This is a genomic window from Cellvibrio mixtus subsp. mixtus J3-8, from assembly GCF_000766945.1.
GTDB lineage: Bacteria > Pseudomonadota > Gammaproteobacteria > Pseudomonadales > Cellvibrionaceae > Cellvibrio > Cellvibrio mixtus_A.
In genome coordinates this window covers 110,208-135,103 of record NZ_ALBT01000032.1, presented here as the reverse complement: position 1 = coordinate 135,103, position 24,896 = coordinate 110,208, and the positions used below count along the sequence as shown (strand labels likewise).

Annotated in this window: 23 protein-coding genes; 1 reads left to right on the top strand and 22 read right to left on the bottom strand. The window is 48.0% G+C overall.

Annotation, left to right across the window (positions count from 1 at the left end):
* Positions 1-4 precede the first annotated feature (4 nt).
* Together folP and ftsH are read right to left on the bottom strand one after the other, a co-directional pair.
* Positions 5-865: a dihydropteroate synthase gene (folP, locus tag A596_RS00595; RefSeq protein WP_084127860.1), complete on the bottom strand. Its 861-nt coding sequence runs from the start codon at positions 863-865 to the stop codon at positions 5-7.
* A gap of 76 nt (positions 866-941) precedes the next feature.
* Positions 942-2,846 carry an ATP-dependent zinc metalloprotease FtsH gene (gene ftsH / locus A596_RS00590; RefSeq protein ID WP_039911899.1) on the bottom strand — a complete coding sequence of 635 codons (1,905 nt, stop codon included), beginning with the start codon at positions 2,844-2,846 and terminating at the stop codon, positions 942-944.
* A 320-nt stretch (positions 2,847-3,166) separates the two neighbouring features.
* Here ftsH and A596_RS00585 point away from each other — a divergent pair, with 320 nt between their 5' ends.
* Entirely contained in the window at positions 3,167-3,469 is a 303-nt protein-coding gene (locus A596_RS00585) for a YhbY family RNA-binding protein (RefSeq protein ID WP_039911897.1), read from the top strand.
* 67 nt (positions 3,470-3,536) lie between these two features.
* On the opposite strand, the gene greA is transcribed toward A596_RS00585, so the two are convergent.
* The 20 genes from greA to glyA all read right to left on the bottom strand — a co-directional run bounded on the left by greA (position 3,537) and on the right by glyA (position 24,870).
* On the bottom strand, positions 3,537-4,016 hold the full coding sequence (gene greA / locus A596_RS00580) for a transcription elongation factor GreA (RefSeq protein WP_039911896.1): 480 nt from the start codon (positions 4,014-4,016) through the stop codon (positions 3,537-3,539).
* A gap of 11 nt (positions 4,017-4,027) precedes the next feature.
* A complete protein-coding gene (gene carB / locus A596_RS00575) occupies positions 4,028-7,246 on the bottom strand; it encodes a carbamoyl-phosphate synthase large subunit (protein WP_039911894.1) in 3,219 nt (1,072 codons plus the stop codon).
* Between the two features lie 11 nt (positions 7,247-7,257).
* A complete protein-coding gene (gene carA, locus A596_RS00570) occupies positions 7,258-8,415 on the bottom strand; it encodes a glutamine-hydrolyzing carbamoyl-phosphate synthase small subunit (protein WP_039912115.1) in 1,158 nt (385 codons plus the stop codon).
* Positions 8,416-8,818: 403 nt separating this feature from the next.
* Entirely contained in the window at positions 8,819-9,727 is a 909-nt protein-coding gene (locus tag A596_RS00565; protein WP_039911893.1) for a DUF808 domain-containing protein, read from the bottom strand.
* Positions 9,728-9,819: 92 nt separating this feature from the next.
* Entirely contained in the window at positions 9,820-10,638 is an 819-nt protein-coding gene (gene dapB, locus A596_RS00560) for a 4-hydroxy-tetrahydrodipicolinate reductase (RefSeq protein ID WP_039911890.1), read from the bottom strand.
* Between the two features lie 34 nt (positions 10,639-10,672).
* Positions 10,673-11,290 (bottom strand): GTP cyclohydrolase II, encoded by a 618-nt coding sequence (gene ribA, locus A596_RS00555; RefSeq protein ID WP_084127857.1) that lies wholly within the window; start codon positions 11,288-11,290, stop codon positions 10,673-10,675.
* Positions 11,287-11,778 (bottom strand): phosphatidylglycerophosphatase A family protein, encoded by a 492-nt coding sequence (locus A596_RS00550; RefSeq protein ID WP_039911888.1) that lies wholly within the window; start codon positions 11,776-11,778, stop codon positions 11,287-11,289. The genes ribA and A596_RS00550 overlap by 4 nt, the downstream gene beginning before the upstream one ends.
* 15 nt (positions 11,779-11,793) lie before the next feature.
* Complete coding sequence (gene thiL, locus A596_RS00545) at positions 11,794-12,759, bottom strand: thiamine-phosphate kinase (RefSeq protein ID WP_039911887.1); 966 nt, start codon at positions 12,757-12,759, stop codon at positions 11,794-11,796.
* 26 nt (positions 12,760-12,785) lie between these two features.
* Entirely contained in the window at positions 12,786-13,259 is a 474-nt protein-coding gene (nusB, locus tag A596_RS00540; RefSeq protein WP_039911886.1) for a transcription antitermination factor NusB, read from the bottom strand.
* Positions 13,260-13,445: 186 nt separating this feature from the next.
* On the bottom strand, positions 13,446-13,916 hold the full coding sequence (ribH, locus tag A596_RS00530) for a 6,7-dimethyl-8-ribityllumazine synthase (protein WP_039911883.1): 471 nt from the start codon (positions 13,914-13,916) through the stop codon (positions 13,446-13,448).
* A 58-nt stretch (positions 13,917-13,974) separates the two neighbouring features.
* A complete protein-coding gene (gene ribBA, locus A596_RS00525) occupies positions 13,975-15,090 on the bottom strand; it encodes a bifunctional 3,4-dihydroxy-2-butanone-4-phosphate synthase/GTP cyclohydrolase II (protein ID WP_039911881.1) in 1,116 nt (371 codons plus the stop codon).
* Positions 15,091-15,229: 139 nt separating this feature from the next.
* The gene (locus tag A596_RS00520) at positions 15,230-15,889 is read right to left on the bottom strand and encodes a riboflavin synthase (protein WP_039911880.1); all 660 of its coding nucleotides are present in this window, start codon (positions 15,887-15,889) and stop codon (positions 15,230-15,232) included.
* An 11-nt stretch (positions 15,890-15,900) separates the two neighbouring features.
* On the bottom strand, positions 15,901-16,500 hold the full coding sequence (locus tag A596_RS21805; protein WP_152600057.1) for an RDD family protein: 600 nt from the start codon (positions 16,498-16,500) through the stop codon (positions 15,901-15,903).
* Positions 16,501-16,587: 87 nt separating this feature from the next.
* Positions 16,588-17,712, bottom strand: coding sequence for a bifunctional diaminohydroxyphosphoribosylaminopyrimidine deaminase/5-amino-6-(5-phosphoribosylamino)uracil reductase RibD (gene ribD, locus A596_RS00510; protein WP_039911878.1), 1,125 nt, complete (start codon positions 17,710-17,712; stop codon positions 16,588-16,590).
* 25 nt (positions 17,713-17,737) lie between these two features.
* The gene (gene nrdR / locus A596_RS00505) at positions 17,738-18,205 is read right to left on the bottom strand and encodes a transcriptional regulator NrdR (RefSeq protein ID WP_039911876.1); all 468 of its coding nucleotides are present in this window, start codon (positions 18,203-18,205) and stop codon (positions 17,738-17,740) included.
* Positions 18,206-18,556: 351 nt separating this feature from the next.
* A complete protein-coding gene (locus A596_RS00500) occupies positions 18,557-19,117 on the bottom strand; it encodes a peroxiredoxin (protein ID WP_039911875.1) in 561 nt (186 codons plus the stop codon).
* 245 nt (positions 19,118-19,362) lie between these two features.
* On the bottom strand, positions 19,363-20,820 hold the full coding sequence (locus A596_RS00495; protein WP_039911874.1) for a sensor domain-containing diguanylate cyclase: 1,458 nt from the start codon (positions 20,818-20,820) through the stop codon (positions 19,363-19,365).
* 154 nt (positions 20,821-20,974) lie between these two features.
* Positions 20,975-22,438 (bottom strand): reprolysin-like metallopeptidase, encoded by a 1,464-nt coding sequence (locus A596_RS21800; protein ID WP_052417081.1) that lies wholly within the window; start codon positions 22,436-22,438, stop codon positions 20,975-20,977.
* A gap of 162 nt (positions 22,439-22,600) precedes the next feature.
* Positions 22,601-23,284, bottom strand: a complete 684-nt coding sequence (locus A596_RS21795; protein WP_052417080.1) for a hypothetical protein — start codon at positions 23,282-23,284, stop codon at positions 22,601-22,603.
* A gap of 320 nt (positions 23,285-23,604) precedes the next feature.
* On the bottom strand, positions 23,605-24,870 hold the full coding sequence (gene glyA / locus A596_RS00480) for a serine hydroxymethyltransferase (protein ID WP_039911873.1): 1,266 nt from the start codon (positions 24,868-24,870) through the stop codon (positions 23,605-23,607).
* Positions 24,871-24,896: the final 26 nt, after the last annotated feature.

Here is a 24,896-nt window from a genome sequence, read left to right as displayed (position 1 = left end):
ATGATTAATCAGTCACGGCAGCGAGAACTTTTAATACATCAACCGTAGCAGCTACATCGTGCACACGAATAATTGCGGCACCGTGTTGTGCTGCCAACATAGCCAACGCCAAACTCCCGGGCAGACGTTCGCCGACCCCACGATTTAACAGTTGCGCCAGCATCGATTTCCGGGACACCCCCACCAATAGCGGGAACCCTAAATCGCCCATTTCAGGCAGGCGCTTTAAAAGCGCGAGATTATGCGCGAGTGTTTTACCAAAACCAAATCCGGGATCAAGAATAATTCGCTCCCTGGAAATTCCCTGAGCTACACAAGCCTCTACCCTTGCCGTTAAATATTGGCGAACCTCAGTTACAACATCTGTATAAACAGGATTGTTTTGCATAGTTGTTGGCTGACCTTGCATATGCATTAGACATACAGGTAAAACTGTTGCGGCCACCGCCGCAAGCGCTCCTTCTCGCTCTAACGCACGCACATCATTAATCAAACTGGCCCCATGGTTAGCAGACTCTCTAATAACAGATGCCGTACTCGTATCGACCGACACTATTGCATCCAGCTTACTCACCAAAGCCTCTACTACCGGTACTACCCGATCCAACTCTTGCTGCTCGGAAACAATCGCTGCGCCGGGGCGAGTTGATTCCCCACCAACATCAATAATTACTGCGCCTTCAGCAAGCATTTGCTCTGCCCTGCGCAATGCCAGGTCAAGCGATAAATGCTGATCTATATAATTATTGCCACCATCAGAAAAGGAGTCAGGTGTGGTATTCAAAATACCCATAACCAAGGGACAGGAGGTATCGAGCTGGTGTTTTCCACAGACCAATAGGGATGATTGAGAAGATGGCTGCATTTTAGCCTCGAAATACAAATCGACAAAAACAAAGAACCCCGAGCAAGCTCGGGGTTCTTATAGAAATTGAAATTAATTAATGGGTATTCGCAGGGCCACCGATTGGACCAGAGGAAGATTCACCGGCATCTTTGTCGCGCATGTGACCATTAAAATCATCGTCATTCCATTCGCGTGGAGGGCGCACTTTGCGGCGAGACATAAGGTCATCCACTTGTTCAGCATCGATAGTTTCATATTCCATTAATGCATCTTTCATTGCTTCAAGAATGTCGCGATTGTCTTCCAGGATTTTCTGTGCACGCGCATAACAATCATTGATGATGCGACGCACTTCTTCATCAATATTTTTGGATGTTTCATCCGAGTATTGCTGGGTAGCCATACCTGGGTACATTCCTTCCTCTTCACCATAATGAAGCGGCCCCAGCTTTGCGGACAAGCCCCATTTGGTAACCATATTACGGGCAATTGCAGTTGCACGCTCAATATCGTTGGAAGCACCAGTGGTAATTCCGTCAGCACCCAGGGTCATATCTTCTGCAATACGACCACCAAACAAGGTACAAATGCTGGACTCGAGTGCGCGGCGACTCAGACTGTATTTATCCGCTTCGGGCAAGAATTGGGTCACTCCCAAAGCGCGACCACGCGGAATAATAGTAACCTTATGCACTGGATCATGCTCTGGAACAATCCGGCCAACAATCGCATGCCCCGCTTCATGGTATGCGGTATTTTCTTTTTCTTTCTCACTCATCACCATGGTGCGACGCTCAGCACCCATCATGATTTTATCGCGAGCTTTCTCGAAATCTTCCATTGTCACCAGGCGCTTGTTAGCACGAGCGGCCATCAATGCGGCTTCATTAACAAGGTTCGCCAGCTCAGCACCCGAAAAACCAGGGGTGCCGCGTGCAATTACCGAGGCACTAATACGCTCATCTAATGGCACTTTACGCATGTGTACTTTCAAAATTTGTTCACGACCGCGAATATCAGGCAGGCCTACATACACTTGACGGTCAAAACGACCTGGACGCAATAATGCTTTATCAAGAACATCAGCACGGTTGGTAGCTGCGATAATAATGACGCCGTCATTACCTTCGAAACCATCCATCTCTACCAACAACTGGTTGAGGGTTTGTTCACGCTCGTCATGACCACCACCATGACCGCCACCACGATGGCGGCCAACCGCATCGATCTCATCGATAAAAATAATGCACGGAGCTTGCTTCTTGGCCTGTTCGAACATGTCGCGCACACGACTCGCACCGACACCCACAAACATCTCAACAAAGTCCGAACCGGAAATAGAGAAGAAAGGGACTTTGGCTTCACCGGCAATCGCTTTGGCAAGCAATGTCTTACCGGTACCTGGTGGACCAACCATCAATACACCACGTGGTATCTGACCCCCCAGGCGCTGGAATTTAGATGGATCACGCAGATATTGCACCAGTTCCTGCACTTCTTCTTTAGCTTCATCAACACCGGCAACATCGGCAAAAGTCGTTTTGATTTGGTCTTCACCGAGCAAGCGCGCCTTGCTTTTGCCGAAGCTCATCGGGCCGCCTTTACCGCCGGCGCCACCTTGCATCTGTCGCATAAAGAACCAGAACACGGCAATGATGATAAGGATTGGAAAGCTGGCAACTAAAAGCTGATTGAGCAAACTGGGCTGCTCAACTTCACGACCTTTGATCACCACATTGTGGTTATAAAGGTCGTCAATCAATTTGGGGTCTTGCACCTGCGGACGAATGGTTTTGAACGTCGAGTTATCCTTATAGGTTCCCTCGATGACCAATCCATCAATAGTGACTTCCTGCACACGGTCATCGCGTACACTGGCGATAAAATCCGAGTAGTTCAAAGTGTTATTACCTGACTGTTTGTTAAAGCCCTCAAAAACACTAAAAAGGACTACGGCAATAACAAGCCAAAGCACCAAATTCTTGGTTATATCATTCAAGGAGAAATCCTCACAGTTACATCAATTAGGTTTGACGGCCAGCGATTTGCTTATTGCACTAACAGCGGGCGGTAGATACTGGCATATTTGCCGGCTGAAATCGTCGAATTTTTCACAGCTTAACGCCTTTTTGACGCACAAATAAGGCATTAGTTACAAGATTTAACTCATATTGGGGGCAAGCCAGCAAATTACAAGCGCTGCAGTATTTTCATATTTACCTGAACACCACTTGTAATTGCACTAAACCCAGCCTAAACAGCACCATAATAGAGTAGAATAACGCACATTTTTTAACATGACACATTTAAGGTAAGTGTATGCCTATTAGCACCGAGCGCAAAAAACAATTTCGTACTATTGGCCACAAGCTTAATCCCATTGTGACCATTGCCGGGAATGGTTTGAGCGAAGGGGTAGTTGCAGAACTCAATCGCGCCCTGGATGACCATGAGCTAATCAAAGTAAAACTTGCTATTACAGAACGTGAAGATCGCAAAGAAGTTGTAGCCGAACTAATAGCATTACCGAATGTTGAACTAATCCAGGAAATTGGCAAAGTAGTTTTACTTTATCGCCACAATAAAAAAGCCAACCCCAAGCTATCCAACCTGCATCGCTAACGCAAATAGCTGATGCAGATATAAAAAAACCGCCGATTGGCGGTTTTTTTATATCTGAAAACAAGGATTAGATATGCTCTACCTTATCGATTTCATAATCCACATCACCGCCGGGTGCTTTTACAACCACAACATCACCCTCTTCCTTACCCACCAATGCGCGTGCAATCGGTGAATTCACAGAGATCTTATTGGATTTCACATCCGCCTCATCATCACCAACGATCTGGTAGGTCATTGACTGGTCAGTATCCAGATTGATGATAGTTACCGTTGTACCAAATAACACTTTGCCGGTGTGCGGGATCTTGGTTACATCGATAATCTGGGCATTGCCAAGCTTACCTTCGATCTCATTGATACGACCTTCGCAAAAACTTTGTTGTTCGCGCGCCGCAGAATATTCGGCGTTTTCTTTGAGGTCTCCGTGCTCACGGGCTTCGGCAATGGCTTGCACAATACGTGGGCGCTGTACTTTTTTCAGGTCTTCCAACTCAAGGCGCAGTTTTTCTGCGCCTTGCTCGGTCATCGGAAATTTTGTACTCATTTTTATTTCCTTTATTTGATTCGTGTGTGCAAATCTTGCAAACGACGCACTTCAATATCTTTCACTTCTTTGAGTGACATGCATACCGCAAAACCGGCCGCCAATGTTGTGTTGTAATACACGCGATGGTTTTCGGCGCTGCGGCGAATTGAAGATGAATCGCGGGTTGCCTGGCGTCCTTCTACAGTGTTGATGATCAAATCGATTTCATCGTTTTTAATCATGTCCACAATATGCGGGCGACCTTCCTGTACTTTATTAACCACTTGTACAGTCAAACCGGCGTTTTGCAACACCTCAGCAGTACCACGTGTTGCCACCAGTTTAAAACCAAGTTCAGCAAGATCCTTACCAACACTGACGATACCATCCTTATCCATATCGCGCACACTGATAAATGCCGTGCCTGATGTGGGGATGCGGTTGTTTGCACCCAGTTGCGATTTACCGTAAGCCTCACCAAACGTGTTGCCCACACCCATCACTTCACCAGTCGATTTCATTTCCGGGCCGAGGATCGGGTCCACCGCGGGGAATTTATTGAATGGGAATACCGCTTCTTTCACACTGAAATAATCCGGGATAATTTCTTTGGTGAAGCCCTGAGCTTCCAATGAAACACCCGCCTGGCAACGTGCGGCCACTTTCGCCAGTGATACACCAATACATTTTGAAACGAATGGGACAGTGCGCGATGCGCGCGGGTTCACTTCGATCACATAAATTTTGCCATCCTGGTACGCAAGCTGGGTATTCATCAAACCAATTACACCCAGTTCAATCGCCATTTTCTTAACGATCTCACGCATATCGTCCTGCACATCGGCAGGCAGTGAATAAGGTGGCAATGAACACGCAGAGTCACCGGAATGAACACCACACTGCTCAATATGCTGCATGATGCCACCGATAACAACTTGCTTACCGTCAGACACAGAATCAATATCAACTTCAATCGCGTTATTCAGGAAGTGATCAAGCAATACTGGTGCATCTTCAGAAACTTGCACTGCCGTGCGCATATAAGTGCGCAGCTCGTCTTCTTTGTAAACAATTTCCATAGCGCGGCCGCCCAATACATAGGACGGGCGAACGACCAATGGATAACCCACTTTATCTGCAGCAACCAGAGCTTCTTCCAACGAACGAACAATCGCATTTGGCGGCTGCAACAGATCAAGTTTGTTGATCATTTGCTGGAAGCGCTCACGATCTTCTGCTTTATCAATTGCATCAGGGCTGGTACCGATAATAGGCACACCTTCCGCTTCAAGTGCACGCGCTAATTTCAATGGTGTTTGGCCACCGAATTGCACAATTACACCGACCGGTTTTTCTTTGTGGACAATTTCCAGCACATCTTCCAAAGTCACTGGTTCGAAGAACAAACGATCAGAAGTGTCGTAATCGGTAGAAACCGTTTCCGGATTACAGTTAACCATGATGGTTTCATAACCGTCTTCGCGCATCGCTAACGCGGCATGCACACAACAGTAATCGAATTCGATCCCCTGGCCGATACGGTTAGGGCCACCGCCGATCACCAGGATTTTTTTCTTATCGCTCGGATTGGCTTCGCACTCTTCTTCGTAAGTTGAATACATGTATGCAGTCGAGGTAGAGAACTCTGCAGCACAGGTATCAACACGTTTGTAAGCAGGGCGAATATTCAATCCCTGGCGATGATGGCGCACTGCTTTTTCCGTAGAGCCCAGCAGCAACGCCAGACGTTTATCAGAGAAACCTTTACGCTTCAGTTGGAAGAATTTATCTGCATCCAAATCTTTTAATGATTTACCGCGCAACGATTGCTCGATATCAATCAATTCTTTTACTTGCACTAAAAACCATGGATCAATTTTGGAAAGGTTGAATGCATCGTTAACACTCAACCCCATGCGGAAAGCATCACCGACATACCAGATGCGCTCGGCACCGGCAGTACTCAATTCACGACGCACTTTTGCCGCGCCTTCTTCAGTGGTGTAATCCACTTTAGATTCAAAACCGGCAGAACCCACTTCCAAACCGCGCAGGGCTTTTTGCAAGGATTCCTGGAAGGTACGGCCAATCGCCATTACCTCACCAACGGATTTCATTTGCGTGGTCAAACGCGCATCCGCATCACCGAATTTTTCAAAAGTGAAGCGCGGCACTTTGGTAACCACGTAATCGATTGACGGTTCAAACGATGCGGGCGTTGCACCGCCAGTGATGTCATTTTTCAATTCATCAAGCGTGTAACCTACCGCAAGTTTCGCAGCGATTTTTGCAATCGGGAAACCGGTCGCCTTTGATGCAAGCGCCGATGAGCGCGATACACGCGGGTTCATCTCGATGACCACCATACGGCCATCAACCGGGTTCACTGCAAATTGCACGTTGGAACCACCGGTCTCCACACCGATTTCACGCAATACCGCAATCGATGCATTACGCATGATCTGGTATTCCTTATCGGTGAGGGTTTGCGCGGGTGCAACGGTAATTGAGTCGCCGGTGTGGACGCCCATCGGGTCAAAGTTTTCGATGGAGCACACGATAATACAGTTATCGTTTTTATCGCGCACCACTTCCATCTCGTACTCTTTCCAACCGAGTAGCGATTCGTCGATCAACAATTCGTTGGTGGGCGATAAATCCAGACCGCGTGTACAAATCTCTTCAAACTCATCCCAGTTGTAAGCGATACCACCACCGGAACCACCCATGGTAAATGACGGGCGAATAATGCACGGGAAACCGAATTCTTTGGGTGCTTCTTTAGCTTCTTCCAGGCTGTGGACAATTTTGGCACGCGCGCAGGAAAGACCTATACGCTTCATCGCCTGGTCAAACAGGTTGCGATCTTCCGCCATGTTGATAGCTTCTTCTTTCGCGCCGATCAATTCCACATTGTATTTTTCCAGCACGCCGTTTTTGGCCAGTGCCAGCGCGCAATTCAATGCAGTCTGGCCACCCATGGTTGGCAGGATTACATCGGGGCGCTCTTTCTCAATGATCTTGGCAACGGTTTGCCATTCAATCGGTTCGATATAGGTTGCATCCGCCATGGCCGGGTCGGTCATGATCGTTGCCGGATTGGAGTTAACCAGAATTACGCGGTAACCCTCTTCACGCAATGCTTTACAGGCTTGGGCGCCAGAGTAGTCGAACTCACAAGCCTGGCCGATCACAATCGGGCCAGCGCCGAGAATCAAAATACTGTTTATGTCGGTACGTTTTGGCATGTCGGCTCCGATTAAGACTTGCGGGCTTGCATCAATTCAATAAAGTGGTCAAACAGGGTATCGGCTTCGTGCGGCCCCGGGCTTGCTTCAGGGTGGCCCTGGAAGCTAAAGGCTGGCTTGTCAGTGCGATGGATACCTTGCAGGGAACCGTCAAACAGGGACTTGTGCGTCGCGCGCAGATTCGCCGGCAAACTGCTTTCTTCCACTGCAAAGCCATGGTTTTGGGCGGTGATCAACACACGCTTGGTGTCCAAGTTTTGTACCGGATGGTTGCCGCCGTGGTGACCGAATTTCATCTTGATAGTTTTTGCACCGGATGCCAGTGCCAGCAATTGGTGGCCAAGGCAGATACCAAACACCGGAATATCGGTCTCCAGGAATTCCTTGATCGCTTCAATTGCATAAGTACATGGCTCGGGGTCGCCAGGGCCATTGGAGAGGAAAATACCATCCGGATTTAACGCCAGCACTTCCGCGGCAGTGGTTTTTGCAGGAACAACGGTCAGGTCGCAACCGCGATCTGCCAGCATGCGCAGGATATTGCGTTTAACGCCGTAATCGTAGGCAACCACTTTGAATGGCTTGTTACCATCCAGAACCTTATGGCCTTCACCGAGGCTCCAGCTGCTTTCATTCCACTGGTAGGTTTTGCTAACCGTCACTTCTTTTGCCAGATCCAGGCCCTTCAACCCACCGAATGCTTTGGCGGCAGCGAGCGCTTTGGCTTCATCAACAGCATCACCCGCCATCAGGCAACCATTTTGCGCACCTTTATCACGCAGCAAGCGAGTCAGGCGGCGGGTGTCGATATCGGCGATACCGATCACATTGCGCGCTTTCAAATAATCGGAGAGGCTTTCCTGGTTGCGGAAGTTGCTTGCTAACAAAGGAAGATCGCGAATCACCAGGCCGGTTGCCCAAATGCGTTCGCATTCTTCGTCTTCAGCGTTGGTACCGGTATTTCCGATATGGGGATAAGTGAGGGTAACGATTTGCTGGGCATAGGATGGGTCGGTAAGGATTTCCTGGTAACCGGTGATCGCAGTATTGAATACCACCTCACCAACAGATAAACCCTCGGCACCAATAGCGGTACCACGAAACACACTACCGTCGGCAAGGACCAGAATGGCCTTCTTCGGGGCAGGAAGGGATTCCTGAGTAGTCAAAACAACCTCCTGGGCTGGCTGGGTTTTGGCTTGAAAGCGGCTAGCTGCCAAACGTCTTGATAAGGTCAGACTTTGCCTTTTCAATCCGACTTTAAAAGTGGCGCCCGGTTCGAATTCACTTTCTTTGGGCTCAACAAATCAGTCGCATTGTTCCTGTTTAGGGTAATCAGCGCGATAAGTCATTGTATATAAAGGCAAATTTAATCTGACTGCAAAACGTTTGGTTGTAAAAAAGCGAGATGAAACCCAAATCTCATCTCGCCTTTTTATGTTCTTGTGCGAACCATTTTGTATTTTTCTGCTGCCCGGTTTTTGGCCTGGCGCAATCTGGCTGCGAATTCTACGGGACTAGCGCGTTGCTGTCCACGGGAATCTGCCCTGATTGAGAGCAAAGTTTCATAGATCAATTTTTACGGAAGAACTTGCTGACCAGCGTGACTACCGCCAACACCAAAGCACCAATAACAACACCAGCCAAACCATTTAATACTGACGATGTTAACCACCCCACAGGTTGGGTATTGGTAGCAATATGCTCAATCCAGTGATGGATAACGGGAATACTGTGCGTCACTATTCCACCACCCACCATAAACATAGCCGCCGTACCCAACACCGATAACAGCTTCATCAACCGGGGCGCAGCAGCGAGCAAGAGATTCCCCAAAAACTGTGCTGTGGCATTTTGTTGCTTGCAAAGATGCGCCCCCATATCGTCAAGTTTTACGATCAATGCAACCAAACCATACACACCAATGGTCATCAAAATGGCGATACTGACAACCACCGCTGCTTGCTTTGCAAAAGTCGCGGCGGCGACAGTTCCCAATGCGATCACAATAATTTCGGCAGACAGAATAAAATCCGTGCGCACAGCACCTTTGATTTTTTCTTTTTCGAAAGCAACCATATCCACAGCGGGATTAGCTACCGCTTTAATCAATTCTTTGCGATGCTCTTTGTCTTCGTCTTTTGAATGAAGAAATTTGTGCGCAAGTTTTTCAAAACCCTCAAAACATAAATAGGCACCGCCTATCATTAATAAAGGGATAATTAACCAGGGAACAAAAGCACTAATCAACAGTGCAGCGGGAACTAATATCAGTTTGTTGACTGCAGAGCCCTTTGCAACAGCCCACACAACCGGCAATTCCCGCTCAGCGCGAATACCTTGTACTTGCTGGGCGTTCAACGCGAGGTCATCGCCCAACACACCGGCGGTTTTTTTAGCGGCAACCTTGGTCATTACTGCTACGTCATCCAGCACAGTAGCTATATCGTCGAGCAACATTAATAAACTGGAGCCTGCCATAACACACCTTGTTTTGTAGGTTGGGCAAGTATGCCCAACAGATTCTTTCATGTTGGGCATTGCTGCTACGCAGCTGCCCAACCTACATGAACTTATCGCAATCCCAACACGTCTTGCATATCAAACAAACCGGCCTTTTGTTGATATAGACAGTGTTGCTGCAACCAAATAGCAGCGCGCACAGCGCCGTTGGAAAATGCCAAACGACTCGATGCTTTGTGCGTGATTTCCACGCGCTCGCCATCCGCCATAAACATCACCGTGTGATCGCCGACTACGTCGCCACCACGCACAGTTGCAAAACCAATAGTCTCTTTGGGGCGCGGACCAATCTGGCCCTCGCGGCCATAAACAGCCACTTTATCCAAATCACGTTCCAATGCATTGGCTAGCACTTCGCCCATGCGCACCGCTGTGCCCGAGGGTGAATCGACTTTATGGCGATGATGCGCTTCATACACTTCCACATCGTAGCCTTCACCCAGAACGCGAGCGGCCAAATCCAGCAATTTAAAACACAGGTTTACACCGGTAGAAAAATTTGCTGATAACAACAATGGGATTTGTGTTTGATAGCTTAGTAATTCTTCTTTTTCCGCCGCACTAAAACCGGTAGTACCAATCACGATAGGCTTGTTGTGTGCCGCACAGATTTTTACGTTTTCCAGCGTTGCTGTTGGTGAACTGAAATCAATCAATACATCGAATTGATCGACAACCTCAATTAATGATGCGCTGATAGCGATACCTAATTTGCCTACATTACCTAATTCACCCGCGTCGACCCCGATCAAAGAGCTACCGGGACGAACAATCGCCGCACCTAATGATGTTTCCGGATTTTTATGGGCTGATTCAATCAGCGCTTTTCCCATGCGGCCAGCAGCGCCAGCAATTGCGATTCGAGTCATGCTAATGTCCTGAGATTAATAAGATCCTGAAAAATTATTCGTGGTCAGCGTTAAATAAATTTTCGCCATTAAACAAATGGCCAAGCTTGCCCTGTTTGGTTTCCAGATATTTTGCATTGTGCGGATTGCGGCCGGTTTCGTGGGGCATGCGCTCAACGATATTAATACCCATCTCTTGCAATGCTTTGACTTTGCGCGGATTGTTGGTGAGTAATTTCAATGCTTTGATATTTAAATGATGGAGCATGGGTTTGAGGATAGAGTAATCACGCATATCTGCACCAAAGCCTAACCGCTCATTTGCTTCGACGGTATCAGCCCCCTGATCTTGAAGGTGATAAGCTCTAATTTTATTTAATAAACCAATACCCCGCCCTTCCTGGCGCAAATAAAAAATCACACCGCGGCCAACAACAGAAATTTTATGCATAGCTGCCTGGAGCTGAGGCCCACAATCACAGCGCATACTAAATAATGCATCACCGGTTAAACACTCGGAGTGAACGCGAGCGAGCAAAGGTTCATCACCGCTAATGTCACCCATCGTGAGCACTACATGCTCTTTATCAGTTTCATCATCACTAAAACCGTGCATGGTAAACATGCCAAACGGCGTGGGCAATTTGGAAGATTCTACAAAGTGAACAGTCACACCAACCTCACAGAATAGGCAATCAACTGGAGTGCGATACAGGCGTAAACACCGGCAAGAAAATCATCAATCATAATGCCAAAACCGCCGTGCACTTTTTTGTCCAGCCAGCTGATAGGCCAGGGTTTGAGAATATCGAAAATACGGAACAAAACGAAACCAAGCAACACCCATATAAGTCCTGCAGGTGCCATCAACATGGTCATCCAGAAACCGACAAATTCATCCCAGACGATGCCGCCGTGATCGTGTACGCCCAGTTGTCGGGAAGATCGGTCACACCAAAATACGCCCAATGCAAATGTCACCACCAGCCAGGATACGTAAAGGTGCAACGGCAGATCCTGGATCAATAAAAAAATCGGGATAGCTGCCAAAGTACCAAAGGTTCCCGGTGCTTTGGGTGCGAGGCCACTACCGAATCCGAATGCAAAAAAATGATAGGGATTGGTAAACACTTGTTTAAGGCTGGGAGTATTTGTATTCATTATTAAAACCGCACGCTAGAAGTGCCGGTATCCAGTGCTGGCAAGCGTAAATGGCTTACCTTCATATTCACAAATAACTTTTGAACCGGGAATAATTTCGCCAATGACGGTAGCGTTCAATTTTCCTTGCGCAATAAGCATGGCTATATCCGCCATTTTTTCCGGTGCGACAGTAAAGCATAATTCGTAATCATCGCCGCCACTCAAAGCCCATCCCAATGCTTGCACTTGATCATTCAATGCTTGTACAGCGGGCGATAATGGCAGATTTTCCACATCAATTACTGCACCCACATCACTCGCATCGCAGATATGTTGCAAATCGGCAACCAAACCATCAGAGATATCCAACGCCGCGGTTGCCACTTCACGAATCAAGGCCGATTCTTGCAAACGCGGTATCGGGCGATAAAAACGTTCATGCAAATAATTAGCGGATAATTCATCACAATGAATTTGCGCTTGAATCATTGCAAGCGCCGCAGCACCATCACCCAAGCTATGCGTTACCAACACAAAATCACCGATATTGGCACCATCGCGTCGCATAGCCGCGCCCGGCGATACAGAGCCCATCACTTGGATGGTAATAGTTAAAGGACCAGAAGTCGTGTCACCGCCAATCAGTGCAATATTGTATTGGCGTGCACAAGCAAACAATCCGCGACTAAAACTACGCAACCATTCTTCGCTCGCTTCCGGCAAGGTGAGCGCCAGGGTAAACCAGAGTGGCTCAGCGCCCATTGCTGCCAGATCACTCAGGTTAGTGCGCAATGCGCGCTCGGCGATTAATTCTGCATCCGCATCAATTGGAAAATGCACACCAGCCACTAATGTATCTACTGATACTGCCAACTGTTTTCCTTCCTGCATTTGCAATAATGCACAATCATCGCCAATGCCCAGCAATACACCTTCAGCAGGCTGTTCAGCCTGCTCGCGCTGGAAAAATTGCTGTATTAACTGGAATTCGCCGGGCACGTTGATAACTGGTTGGACAAAACGAATTAGCGTTGGTTGCGCTCGGCGTTAACTTCCAGCGCACGAACAACAGCGGCCGTTTTATCAAGCACACCGTTGATAAACTTGTGACTGTCTTCTGCGCCAAATTTTTTGGCTAGGGCAACAGCTTCGTTGATCACAACCTTGTAGGGGACATCAATACGATATTTAAATTCGTAGGTTGCAAGGCGTAAAAGTGCGCGAGTAATTGCATCCAGCTCATTCAAAGAACGATCCACCAGATAAGGCGCGAACAATTCTTCAAGTTCACTTAAATGTTCAGGTACTGCGTGAAGAACTTCGTGAAAATATTCCACATCCACTTTGCTCATGTCGTTATCGGTACGGAATTCTGCTTCAATCGCGTTGATGCTGGAACCCGACATTTGCCATTGGTAAAGTGCCTGCATTGCATAATGACGAGCCATGCGGCGAGTAGCTGCAGTGTGGCCTTTCTGTTGGCTTGATGGAGTAGTCATGAACAATTACCTGATAAAGAACATTGATTGCGCGATGCAATCTTTTAAAAAATTTAAAGCTATGCAGGTTGGAAGAGCGCAAGCGACTTCCGACTTTGTATTATTCACCATCGGCGATAATTTAAATCTATTGTCGGAAAGCGCTACGCTTTTCCAACCTACGTTTGATATTAAATCTTGCCGAACTTAAATTTTGGAAAACAACGAAACCATTTCCAGTGCAGTAGATGCAGCTTCAACACCTTTATTTCCCGCTTTGGTACCGGAGCGCTCAATCGCTTGCTCAATTGAATCTACGGTCAACACACCAAAGGTCACCGGAACACCGTATTGCAAGGAAACTTGTGCAAGGCCTTTGGTGCATTCACCGGCAACGTAATCGAAATGTGGTGTACCGCCGCGAATCACTGCACCCAGTGCGATGATCGCATCGAATTCTTTTTTCGCGGCAATTTTTTGCGCAGTCAGCGGGAACTCAAATGCACCAGGCGCGTAATAGATGGTGATGTTTTCATCTTTAATGCCGTGGCGACGCAATGTATCGAGCGCGCCATCTTTCAAACTTTCCACTACAAAACTATTCCAGCGGCTGACAATCAACGCGTATTTGCCAGCGGATGCAGAAAAATCACCTTCAATAACCCGGATGTTGCTCATAGTGTTTCCCAGAAAAAATCATTGATAAAATTTAAAATTCGCGTGTGACGATGGCGATTCAAGATGCATCAGGACACACATATTCAACAACTTCCAAATCAAAACCGGACAATGCCGAAAAGCGCATCGGTGCCGACATCACACGCATTTTACGAATACCTAAATCGCGCAAAATTTGCGAACCCGTACCCACCTGCTTGTAAAGCACTTCGGAACTGCGCTGTATTTGTTTGCCAGACAGCAGCCAATCAATACTGCTTTCCACTTCAGCGGTGAATTCATCGTGGCAAATTAGCAACACAACACCTTTGCCCGCCTCGCTAACTGCACGTAACGCATCCTGGTAAGTCCAGCTTTTGCCACCCGTGGGCGAGGTGCGCTTCAAACTCAATACATCGCGCGCAATATCCATCACATGGACACGCACCAATGTCGGCTCGGCATCTATCTCGCCTTTGACCATCACAAAATGCAGATCGCCGCGCGCCATATCACGGTAGGTGCGCAGCTCGAACTCGCCGTAAAGCGTTTCCACTTTACGGGTGTTAATACACTCGACCGTTTTCTCTTTGATGGTGCGGTAGTGAATCAGGTCGGCAATGGTACCGATTTTCAGGCTATGTTTAACAGCGAATTTTTCCAGATCCTGGCGGCGCGCCATAGTGCCATCTTCATTCATGATCTCTACCAGCACACCCGCCGGTGAAAAACCGGCCAGTTTCGCCAGATCACAAGCGGCTTCGGTATGGCCCGCACGACTCAAAACTCCACCGGGCTGTGATATCAGGGGGAAGATATGACCCGGCTGCACAATGTCAGTCGCTTTCGCATCAGGGCGTACTGCCGCATGGATTGTGCGAGCGCGGTCTGCGGCAGAAATACCAGTGGTTACACCCGTTGCCGCCTCAATAGATACAGTGAAATTGGTAGTAAACGAGGATTTGTTATCGCGTACCATCAATGGTAAATCCAGCAATTCACAGCGCTCTGCAGTTAATGGCAAACAGATCAAACCGCGTGCGTGGGTCGCCATAAAATTGATATCTTCAGGCCGCACCAGCTCGGCAATCATAATCAGATCGCCTTCATTTTCACGATCCTCGTCATCCATCAGCACAATCATCTTGCCCTGGCGCAGATCGTCAATCAGTTCATCAATGGTATTTAATTGCATAACTCATCTCATGAGAATGTTGGTTGGGCCGAGCCGCGTAGGCAGCAATGCCCAACATAACCGTGTGTCACTTTCTTCCAATTTTGCCTTCTTCCAATTTTGCCCGTTGGGCAGGGCTGCCTGCGCAGCCATGCCCAACCTACATAAAACCATTCTTCGCCAAAAACTCCAGGGTAATGCCTCCCTGCCCTTCCGGTTCAGCCGCCTTTTCACCCAGCATCAAACGCTCCAGGTAACGGGCGAGCACGTCCACTTCCAGATTGATACGGCTGCCGGGTTTGTAGTTACCCATAATGGTCATTTGCAACGTATGGGGAACAATGTTGAGTTCAAATTCGGCGCCGTCCACTTTGTTCACAGTAAGACTAGTCCCATCTACAGTAATCGAGCCTTTGTGGGCGATATATTTCGCCAATGACGTTGGCGCCCGGATGCGGAAACGTTCGGAGCGCGCATCTGGATGGCGGCTAACCACTTCACCAACACCATCCACATGGCCCGAAACAATATGGCCGCCGAGGCGAGTTTGCGGTGTTAGCGCTTTTTCCAGGTTGACGCGCTGACCAACCTTCCAATCCGGCAAGCTGGTGTTGTCCAACGTTTCACGCGATACATCAGCCCAAAAACCGTCACCGGGCAAATCCACTACGGTTAAACAAACACCATTAGTAGCAATGGAATCACCGAGGCGTACATCCCCCAAATCCAGATTGTTGGTTTTGATGCGCAGGCGCACGTCACCATTTTTGGGTTGCAGGGCTACCACCTCGCCAATGGCTTCGATAATGCCGGTAAACATAACGCCTCCGTTTAGACGATCAGGCTGTTGCTGGGTGCAACCGGAGTATCCGGTGAATAAGCCACCGGAATACGCAAATCAATCACTTTGGTTTTGGCAAGGTGATCGTGGATACAGCGACGATCCGGCCGGAAAATGGCCAGAATATCGACCAGGCGTAATAGTATGCCAATCACCGGAACCATACCCGCCAACCATTGGGTGAAGTAGCGCTGGGCGATCATCGGGAAAAATGCCGGTACGCGGTTATCCATAGTTACTATCGCAATCCCCATAATGCGCTTGCCCAACGTTTGTCCATAGCGGCCAAGCAGAAAACCGTGCAGCGCAAAAAAAGCAATATAGGGAAACATCATCAATAACGTCTTTTGTCCGCTGGTTAACGCTGCCACTTTGGCTAGCAATTCGTTCTGCATTGCCTGGGCATCTTTGGCCTTGTTCGGATCAATATCGGTCAGACCAAGAAACTGCATTAGAAACATCATGGCGATAAACATAAACGCGCAATCCAGCAAAAAGGCACCAAAGCGTTTGCCATAGGATGCGGTGTTATCAACCGGCGGGGGCATTTGGGGTGGTGGAGAATCAGGAGACTGGTATGGATCGTTCACGGGGCTATCTACCTCAAAAAGAATTGTTTAAGCCCACTCAATCTCCCTTTGAAACGGGGCGCGTAGCTAAGGGAGGTTGGGAGGGATTTAATATTCAGCATCCGGACTGGCAGTAATACGCCAATCGCGACCAACAGCCCGGATCTCTTTAATTTTCAGCGCCAGCGATGCCGACATGGTGTCGAGCGGCAAATCAAAAATCGGACGCGCATTACTGCCGAGTAGTTTGGGGGCCATATAAATGATGATCTCATCCAGCAAACCGCGCCGCAAAAAGCTACCCGCAAGGGTCGCACCGGCCTCAACCAGTACTTCATTACAATGGCGCTGGGCCAGTTCACGCAGCAGGGCCTGCAAATCGATCCGCCCATCTTTAGCTGGCAATGCCAGCAATTCAACAAAATCCGGCCAACCGGACAATTGTTCGTCCGTTGCAGTACCGTTGTGAACCAGCAAGATTGGGGTGGATTGCTTAAACATCAAGGCATTACGCGGCAAGCGCAGGCGAGAATCCAGGATTACACGCAGCGGCTGCTTGGCCGCCGCCTCTTGGGCATTTGGTAAATCCAGCTCATCGGCACGCACGGTCAGCGAGGAATTATCCTGTAACACGGAATCCACACCGGAAATCACCGCACAGGAACGGGCGCGCAAACGTTGTACATCAGCACGGGCTTTGGGGCCGGTAATCCATTTGCTTTCACCGGATTCCATCGCCGTGCGGCCATCAAGGCTCATCGCCAGTTTGCAACGCACAAACGGCAATTTGCGCTCCATGCGCTTGATAAAACCGGGATTCAACGCGCGGGCATCATTTTCAAGGACTGGACCATCTACCTGGATTCCACCCGCGCGCATAATTTCAATACCGCGCCCGGATACCAGCGGATTAGGATCTTCCATCGCATAAACCACACGGTTTACACCTGCATCAACCAACGCTTGCGAGCAAGGCCCCGTGCGACCATGGTGACTACATGGCTCCAGACTGACATAAACCGTTGCACCGCGTGCATTATCACCGGCCGCTAACAACCCGTTCACTTCCGCATGAGGCTCACCAGCGCGCACATGCCAGCCTTCGCCAATCACCTCTCCATCTTTCACCAACACACAACCAACGCGCGGATTGGGCATAGTGGTGTACAGGCCGCGCTCTGCCAAACGGAAAGCACGGGCCATAAAATCAAAATCCTGGGGAGATAGCGCCATAAAAATCCGAGGTTGTTAATTCAGGTCACTGATGGTCTTCAGGCTGTTGTTCAAGCCGGTCGATTTCCTGCCGGAACTCATTCAAATCCTTAAAGCGGCGATACACCGACGCAAAACGGACGTAAGCCACTTCATCAAGCTTCTTCAATTGCTCCATCACCTTCTCACCCACCAGCAATGCTTTTACTTCGCGCTCACCGGTCGCTTGCAGGAAATGTTTGATGTGATTGATAGCGGATTCAATCGCCTCGATGCTTACCGGACGCTTCTCCAACGCGCGCAGTAACCCGGCGCGCAATTTGTTTTCATCGAAGGGTTCGCGGGTGCCGTTTTGCTTGATGATGCGCGGCATCACCAATTCAGCCACTTCAAACGTCGTAAAGCGTTCATGGCAGGATAAACACTCGCGGCGACGGCGAACCTGATCGCCCTCTGCCACCAGACGTGAATCGATTACCTTGGTATCTTCCGCGCTACAAAACGGACAATGCATGATCACAAGCCCCGGCGATGGTTAAAGTGGGCGCATACTAGCACGAAATGTGAAGTTTTCGCCCCCTGCGGTTCATAGCGCTTATAGTCGGAGGCGTGGTAAAAACCGGTCTCAATGATGATTCAATCCCACCCGCGACCTGCGTCGACACCATCAATCACTGCTGCCGTCCGGCCACAACTACTATCGTGTAACACCCGATTAAATATGGCGATTGCGACGGGGGATTATTCAGGGAAATTGACACGGATACACTGCTGGATATGGACGTTAAAAATAATCGGCTTTTGGATTATACGATTGTGGATAGATAACCTGTTTGAGCGTTATTCCAAGTTGGCAGAGTGATGCTTAAGCCCGATGATCTTTAATCCAGGCCATCACATTCGCTGCATTTTCAGTCGGCGGAAAAACAGGATAAAAAACTTTTTTAATTATTCCATTCTCTACAATCAAGGTCAGCCTTTTGATTAAAACAGATGAATTATACTCAAACGTTGGAAGCCTCAATGCAGAGGCTATTTCCAATGCAAAATCGCTAACCAATTCAAAAGGAAGATGAAGGCGCTGTGATGCCTCAACCTGTTCGCTGTGTGATTGCACGCTTACGCCATAAACACTCACCCCAAGCCCGGTGAATTCCGCATAAAGATCTCGAAACGCGCAAGATTGCGGAGTACAGCCCCTGGCCCCGGGAATTTCATTCCAACCCGGCATAGGTGGTGAATCCGGCCGACCAATCAATGGATAAAAATAAACTACAACCAAACCGGGATTAGCACTGATATTTACTTTGTTTTCTGATGTCGCCAATAAAGTTACAGAGGGAAATTGCACTCCCAATAAATGATCACATGCCCCGTCATCTTCAGGCACGGGTAAATCAGGTGGCAATACCGTTAGATCGTTCATTTTCAATTTTCCTTAATTTGTATGAGCTTACACTCAGGTGAGAATAAAACTTCAACCACAGCAATAAAAGAATCTTGCCATTCCACTGTAATTTGCGCAGTGAATGCAAAATGCAGATATTTACTCTACTTTGAAAAAAGCACTAACTCCAGCTCTATCGTCATAAATATACAACGACTAAATTTATTTTTATCAAAATCAATTATCGAAGCAAGCACCCTATGTAGAAGGTAGTTACTGGTAACCTAGTCGATAATTTCAACACGATTGCGCCCGCTGCTTTTAGCGATGTAGAGCGCGCGATCCGCGCGTGCGAAGAAATGCACCAGGGTTTCGACACCGCCAAATTCAGCTACGCCAAAGCTACCGGTAATATTGAGGGTTTTGTTGCCCATTTGAAGTTGCTCTGCTGCCATCGTTTCACGCAGCTTTTCTGCAACCAACTGCGCGCTGTTTAACGGTGTTTGCTTGAGCAATATTAAAAACTCTTCCCCGCCCCACCGGCACAATACATCTCCATTGCGCAAGCTATTTTCCAGCATCCGCGCAACACGCATGATGACCCTGTCACCTGCGAGATGACCATGGTTATCGTTGATACTTTTAAAATAATCGATATCCAATAAAATCATCGACAGCGGTGTTTTAGCGCGATGCGATTCGTGTACCGCTTGCTCAAATAGCAATTCAAATGCGTGGCGATTTAATAATCCCGTTAGCGAATCCGTTGCCGCGACATTTTCCAAACGCCGTTGAAAGCGATTAACACTGTACAAACATAACAATAATACCAACGCAGTTACTGCTGCACTGACAGCAATATTGCCCATGAATACCTGGCGAACCTTTGCGATTTCCGCGTCTTCCGTTTGCTCTACTACCAAATACCAATTGAATTCGGGAATATAGCGCGAGCTCAACATGATTCGCCCCAGGGAATTATCGTATTCCAGGTTGGTAGGGCGGGTATTTTTATTTATTATTTTATCGGCAATCGCGGCAATACCTGGCAATTCATGGATTGAACCTTTATGCAACTCACCGGTTTTTGCCGAAACAATAATTTCACCCACTTCGTTCACAAAATACACGCGGCGATTGTAGCGCTGCTGGATATCGTCAATTACCCGCGCCAGTGAATCAAGTGTCAAACCGACACCCGTTGCACCAATAAAATTTCCATCGTAATCCAGCACGCGATAATTAATAAAAATCGTCACTGTATCCTGATTGGCGAGATCGACATCCAGATTCATTTCATACGGGGTTTTCATATCGCGCACGCGAAAAAACCAGTCATCACGTGATTCTGTTTTTTTTACGCTTTTCAGAATACCGTTGGGGTAATAATAGTTGTGGGTGTTATTTGAAACGAGGAAGCTGCTGACAGCACCGTATTCCCGTTTAACTTCATTCAAATAACGCACTATTTGCGAGCTATCTTGTTCACCGGATAAGATCCAGTCGCGCACAAATGTATCGCTGGCCATCAGCGAGGAAATAAACGTGGGGCGTAGTACATCGCGCTGGATTTCGGAGTAGATATTATCGCCGGTTAACGGCAGGCCCTGATCAATAATGGAACGACGGATTTGATCGCGCGATACCCAATAACTCGCCAGGCTGGTAGCCAGAAACCCTAAAATCAGGATCACCCCCAACCACACCAGCAAGCTGTACTTTTTCCAAAAAACACTCAACATCGATCATTTCCGGGTCACTACTTTCCGGAAGTCTAGCAGACATTAGTGACATCGCTTGAATAAAAAAGCCCGGCAGATGCCGGGCGAAATCCGTTCTGACCGGACCAGTCAGAACACTCACACCAGTACTTTTTTCACTCAAACAGCCCAACAATTACACTGTGCATTTGCAGGCGTTTAATGCAGCTTTGTAGTCAGCTTCCAATGCTTTTAATACAGCAAGTGCATTGGTCACTGCCAATTTCAAACTTTCGGTTTTCGCTTTTTCTGCCGTAGTTGCAGCCATTGCAACATTGTAAGCCTTTGTAGCAGTTGCTACTGCCGCTGTTGCCGGTGTAATTGCTTGCTGGGCGGTGTTAGCCTCATTCAACGCTACGGTAATCTGGACTACCAAATCATTGTATTTGGTAATCAGGTTGTTATACGCCGTCAATTTGCTCGATTTGGCCGTGGTGGTTGCCGAATTATAAGCTGTTAATGCTGTACTTAATTGCGCCTTCAATGGTTCGACCTTCGCCACAGCGGCATTGTATTTAGCAACTGCTTTTTCATAATTTTTTGTTGCCGTGGTTAAATTTTTAGTCACCGTTGCCAATTCCGTTTTTGCAGTGCGCTCTGCGGTAGTCTTGTCAGTGATTGCAATTTTATTGGCATTGACGGCTTCAACTGCTACCGAGTGGGCAACACGTGCCGCTTCAACTTTTGCTTTCAGCTTCGAGACATCTGTAGTACTGACACTACTGGCTGAACTATTGGATTTGGTGGAAGCAGAAGATGCCGGTGCACTTGAGCTGGATTTTGATGATGAACTGGATGATGCCGCTATACCTGCGTAAAAATTCGCAATTTGCGGACCGGTAATATTCAGTGCATAACGCGCGTCCGCACCGCTGGTGGTATTGTTGCGATCCACACCACAAGGTTGATTTTTGCAAAGGATGTCCGGATTGGAAAATTTATAAATTTTGCCAGTCCAGTAATCCACATTGAATGCACTTTGATAGGCCATCACATCAGTAAAGGAATTCATCACGCCGTAACCCAATGCATAATGAAATACACCACCGACACCATCTTGCTTGCGCGAATGTTTTAAACCCATGTTGTGCCCCAATTCATGTGCAGTCACAAAATCGCCGCAAGAATTAACAGCAACATGGGCAAACATATAGCCTTTATACGCAGCCACACTGCCATTATTGCCGGTAACCCAGGCAACACCACAACTACCGTGGATCGGTTTAAAAGGGCGATACAAAACCACCATATCGGCTTTGGCTTGATCGCGTGCGGCAGCTACACCACTGAATGCTGCATCCTGATTGAAGGTAATTGCATTCAACGCAGTTTCTGCCGCGTTATCATCGGTATAACTGACTTTCATCGTCTTCGCGACGCGCACTTCCAGATCCACACCACTATCGGCATAAATTTGATTGGTCACTTGAAAAAGTTGATTGATGCGAGTGGCAGGATCGCCACCATAAAGTGCAGCCGTGCCGTCGGTGTAAACAACCAATACATCAATAACCGTTGATGCAGCTAACGCGGGTAAAGTAAGTGCGGATAAAACAATTGCAGACGTGGAACGAATAGCATTTCGCCAAATAGTTTTCATAAAAGATTCTCTGCTGACTTTACTGAAAACCGTCCGTGATTAACAAATTTGGAGAATTCCAGATAGTTGTGCGCATCCATTAAAGCCAAACTGCGGTACTGCTATGCTGTCATGCCCATACCTTTTGCCCCCAAGTTGAACATTGTTGTTGAGTGATATTTTTTAATCGTGATTATGTGTATGCGGTACTTCCAGATAATCATTTTTACCCGGATCGGATAATTCAAACTCGGCAGGGTTTTTATAAACCCAACCACTTCCGTTAATCGATTCCAATGTATAACTGCCTTGTGGCGTAGTCACTGTAGCGAACACTGAATTGCCACCGTAAGTCATTACCACCGGATAATCAGCGCCGTGCCCATCAAGGTAGCCGCGCCATGAATAATCGCCATTGGGATTTTCATTACTACTTTTTACTGTGGCATTCACAGTTTCACCACCAGGCAGGGGCAAACTGACTTGCTCACCCGGCGATGGATAAACTGGCGAATCCATATCTACGGATACGGGTTCATAAATAGACACACCATTCGGCACCGGCATAGCAGTGCTATCAGCATTTGCAATACGCCATGCCGTAATAGCCATCGGCGGTGTTTCGGCTGCACCGCTTTCGGCCGTCTGCCCGGCAATTGTTTTATTAGCCTCGGCAAGCACTTCTTCTGCTTTGCGCAATTTATCGCTGCCAGTATTCAATATTGTTAGCGCATGGTCTTGTGGCAGGGCCATTGGTTGTTCGACTACGGGATCATTCTGGTTAACCAGAAACCAGGCCACAACAACCAATACCAACACAATTGCCCATGCGTAGGGCTGTTTAATCTTGCTACCCTGAAGCGCCATTAATGAAACTCTGGATGCCGAAGATTGTATAAAAATAGTTCAATTACCGATAAGAATCGACCTTTAAAATAGCTGTGGTTAAAAAAATCTAGTTGCGTTAAATCCCCATTCAAATAGCGATAAAAAAGGCAGCAGGATAGCTACCTTAATTAATTACAAAGACTTCCTTAATAGCTTTACAGCGGTGGCTGCCAAGCACAGGGTGTACGCATCAATGCTGACCAACAGAATTTGCCCATCGGGCATAATTCAGCGCTTTTTCTTGCCGCATAAAAAAAAGCCGCCATTGCGGCGGCTTTCACTCTGCGAACCTGGATAGATTAGTCAGCGTAAACAGGGAATTTCTTGCACAGATCAGCTACTTTGCCTTTTACATCAGCAATCACGGCATCAGCATTGCCCGCTTCCAGCGCGGCGAAGATGTCACAGATCCAGTGAGTTAGCTGGATAGTTTCTGCTTCTTTGAAACCACGGGTAGTAATTGCCGGGGTACCAACGCGGATACCGGAGGTTACGAACGGTGAACGCGGGTCGTTAGGTACAGCGTTTTTGTTCACAGTGATGTGCGCCTTGCCCAGTGCTTCGTCAGCATCTTTACCGCTATAGGCTTTACCAATCAGGTCAACCAGCATCAGGTGGTTTTCAGTACCACCAGACACAATGTTGATACCACGCTCAATAAAGGTAGCAGCCATTGCCTTGGCGTTTTTCACAACTTGTTGTTGATAGGCTTTGTATTCAGGGGTCATTGCTTCTTTGAAGCTGATCGCTTTAGCAGCAATCACGTGCATCAGAGGACCACCTTGACCACCTGGGAATACTGCCGAGTTCAGTTTCTTCTCGATTTCTTCGTTTGCCTTGGCCAGGATGATCCCGCCACGTGGACCGCGCAGGGTTTTGTGGGTGGTGGTGGTGGTCACGTCAGCAATTTGCACCGGGTTTGGATACAAACCGGCCGCTACCAAACCGGCTACGTGGGCCATATCCACAAACAGGTAAGCACCTACTTTGTCAGCGATATCGCGGAAGCGTTGCCAATCCAGTACCTGGGAGTAGGCAGAGAAACCGGCCACGATCATTTTGGGTTTGTGCTCAACCGCCAAACGCTCGATCTCGTCGTAATCAACCAGACCGGTTTCAGGGTTTAGACCATATTGCACAGCATTGTAAATTTTACCAGAGAAGCTCACTTTGGCACCGTGGGTCAGGTGGCCGCCGTGCGCCAAACTCATACCCAATACGGTGTCGCCCGGAGCACAAAGTGCTGCGTAAACAGCAGAGTTGGCTTGTGAACCAGAGTGCGGTTGCACGTTGGCATAATCAGCACCAAACAATTCCTTGGCGCGGGAAATTGCCAGAGATTCAGTGATATCCACATACTCACAACCACCGTAATAACGCTTGCCCGGGTAGCCTTCTGCATATTTGTTGGTCAGTTTGGTTCCCTGAGCAGCAATTACCAATGGGCTGGTGTAGTTTTCCGAGGCAATCAGCTCGATATGCTCTTCCTGGCGTTTACCTTCGTTCTGGATACTGTCCCAGATTTCGGGGTCGAAAGAAGCAATAGTCTGGCTTTTATCAAACATAGATAAGTCCTGCGTTAGGAAGGGTG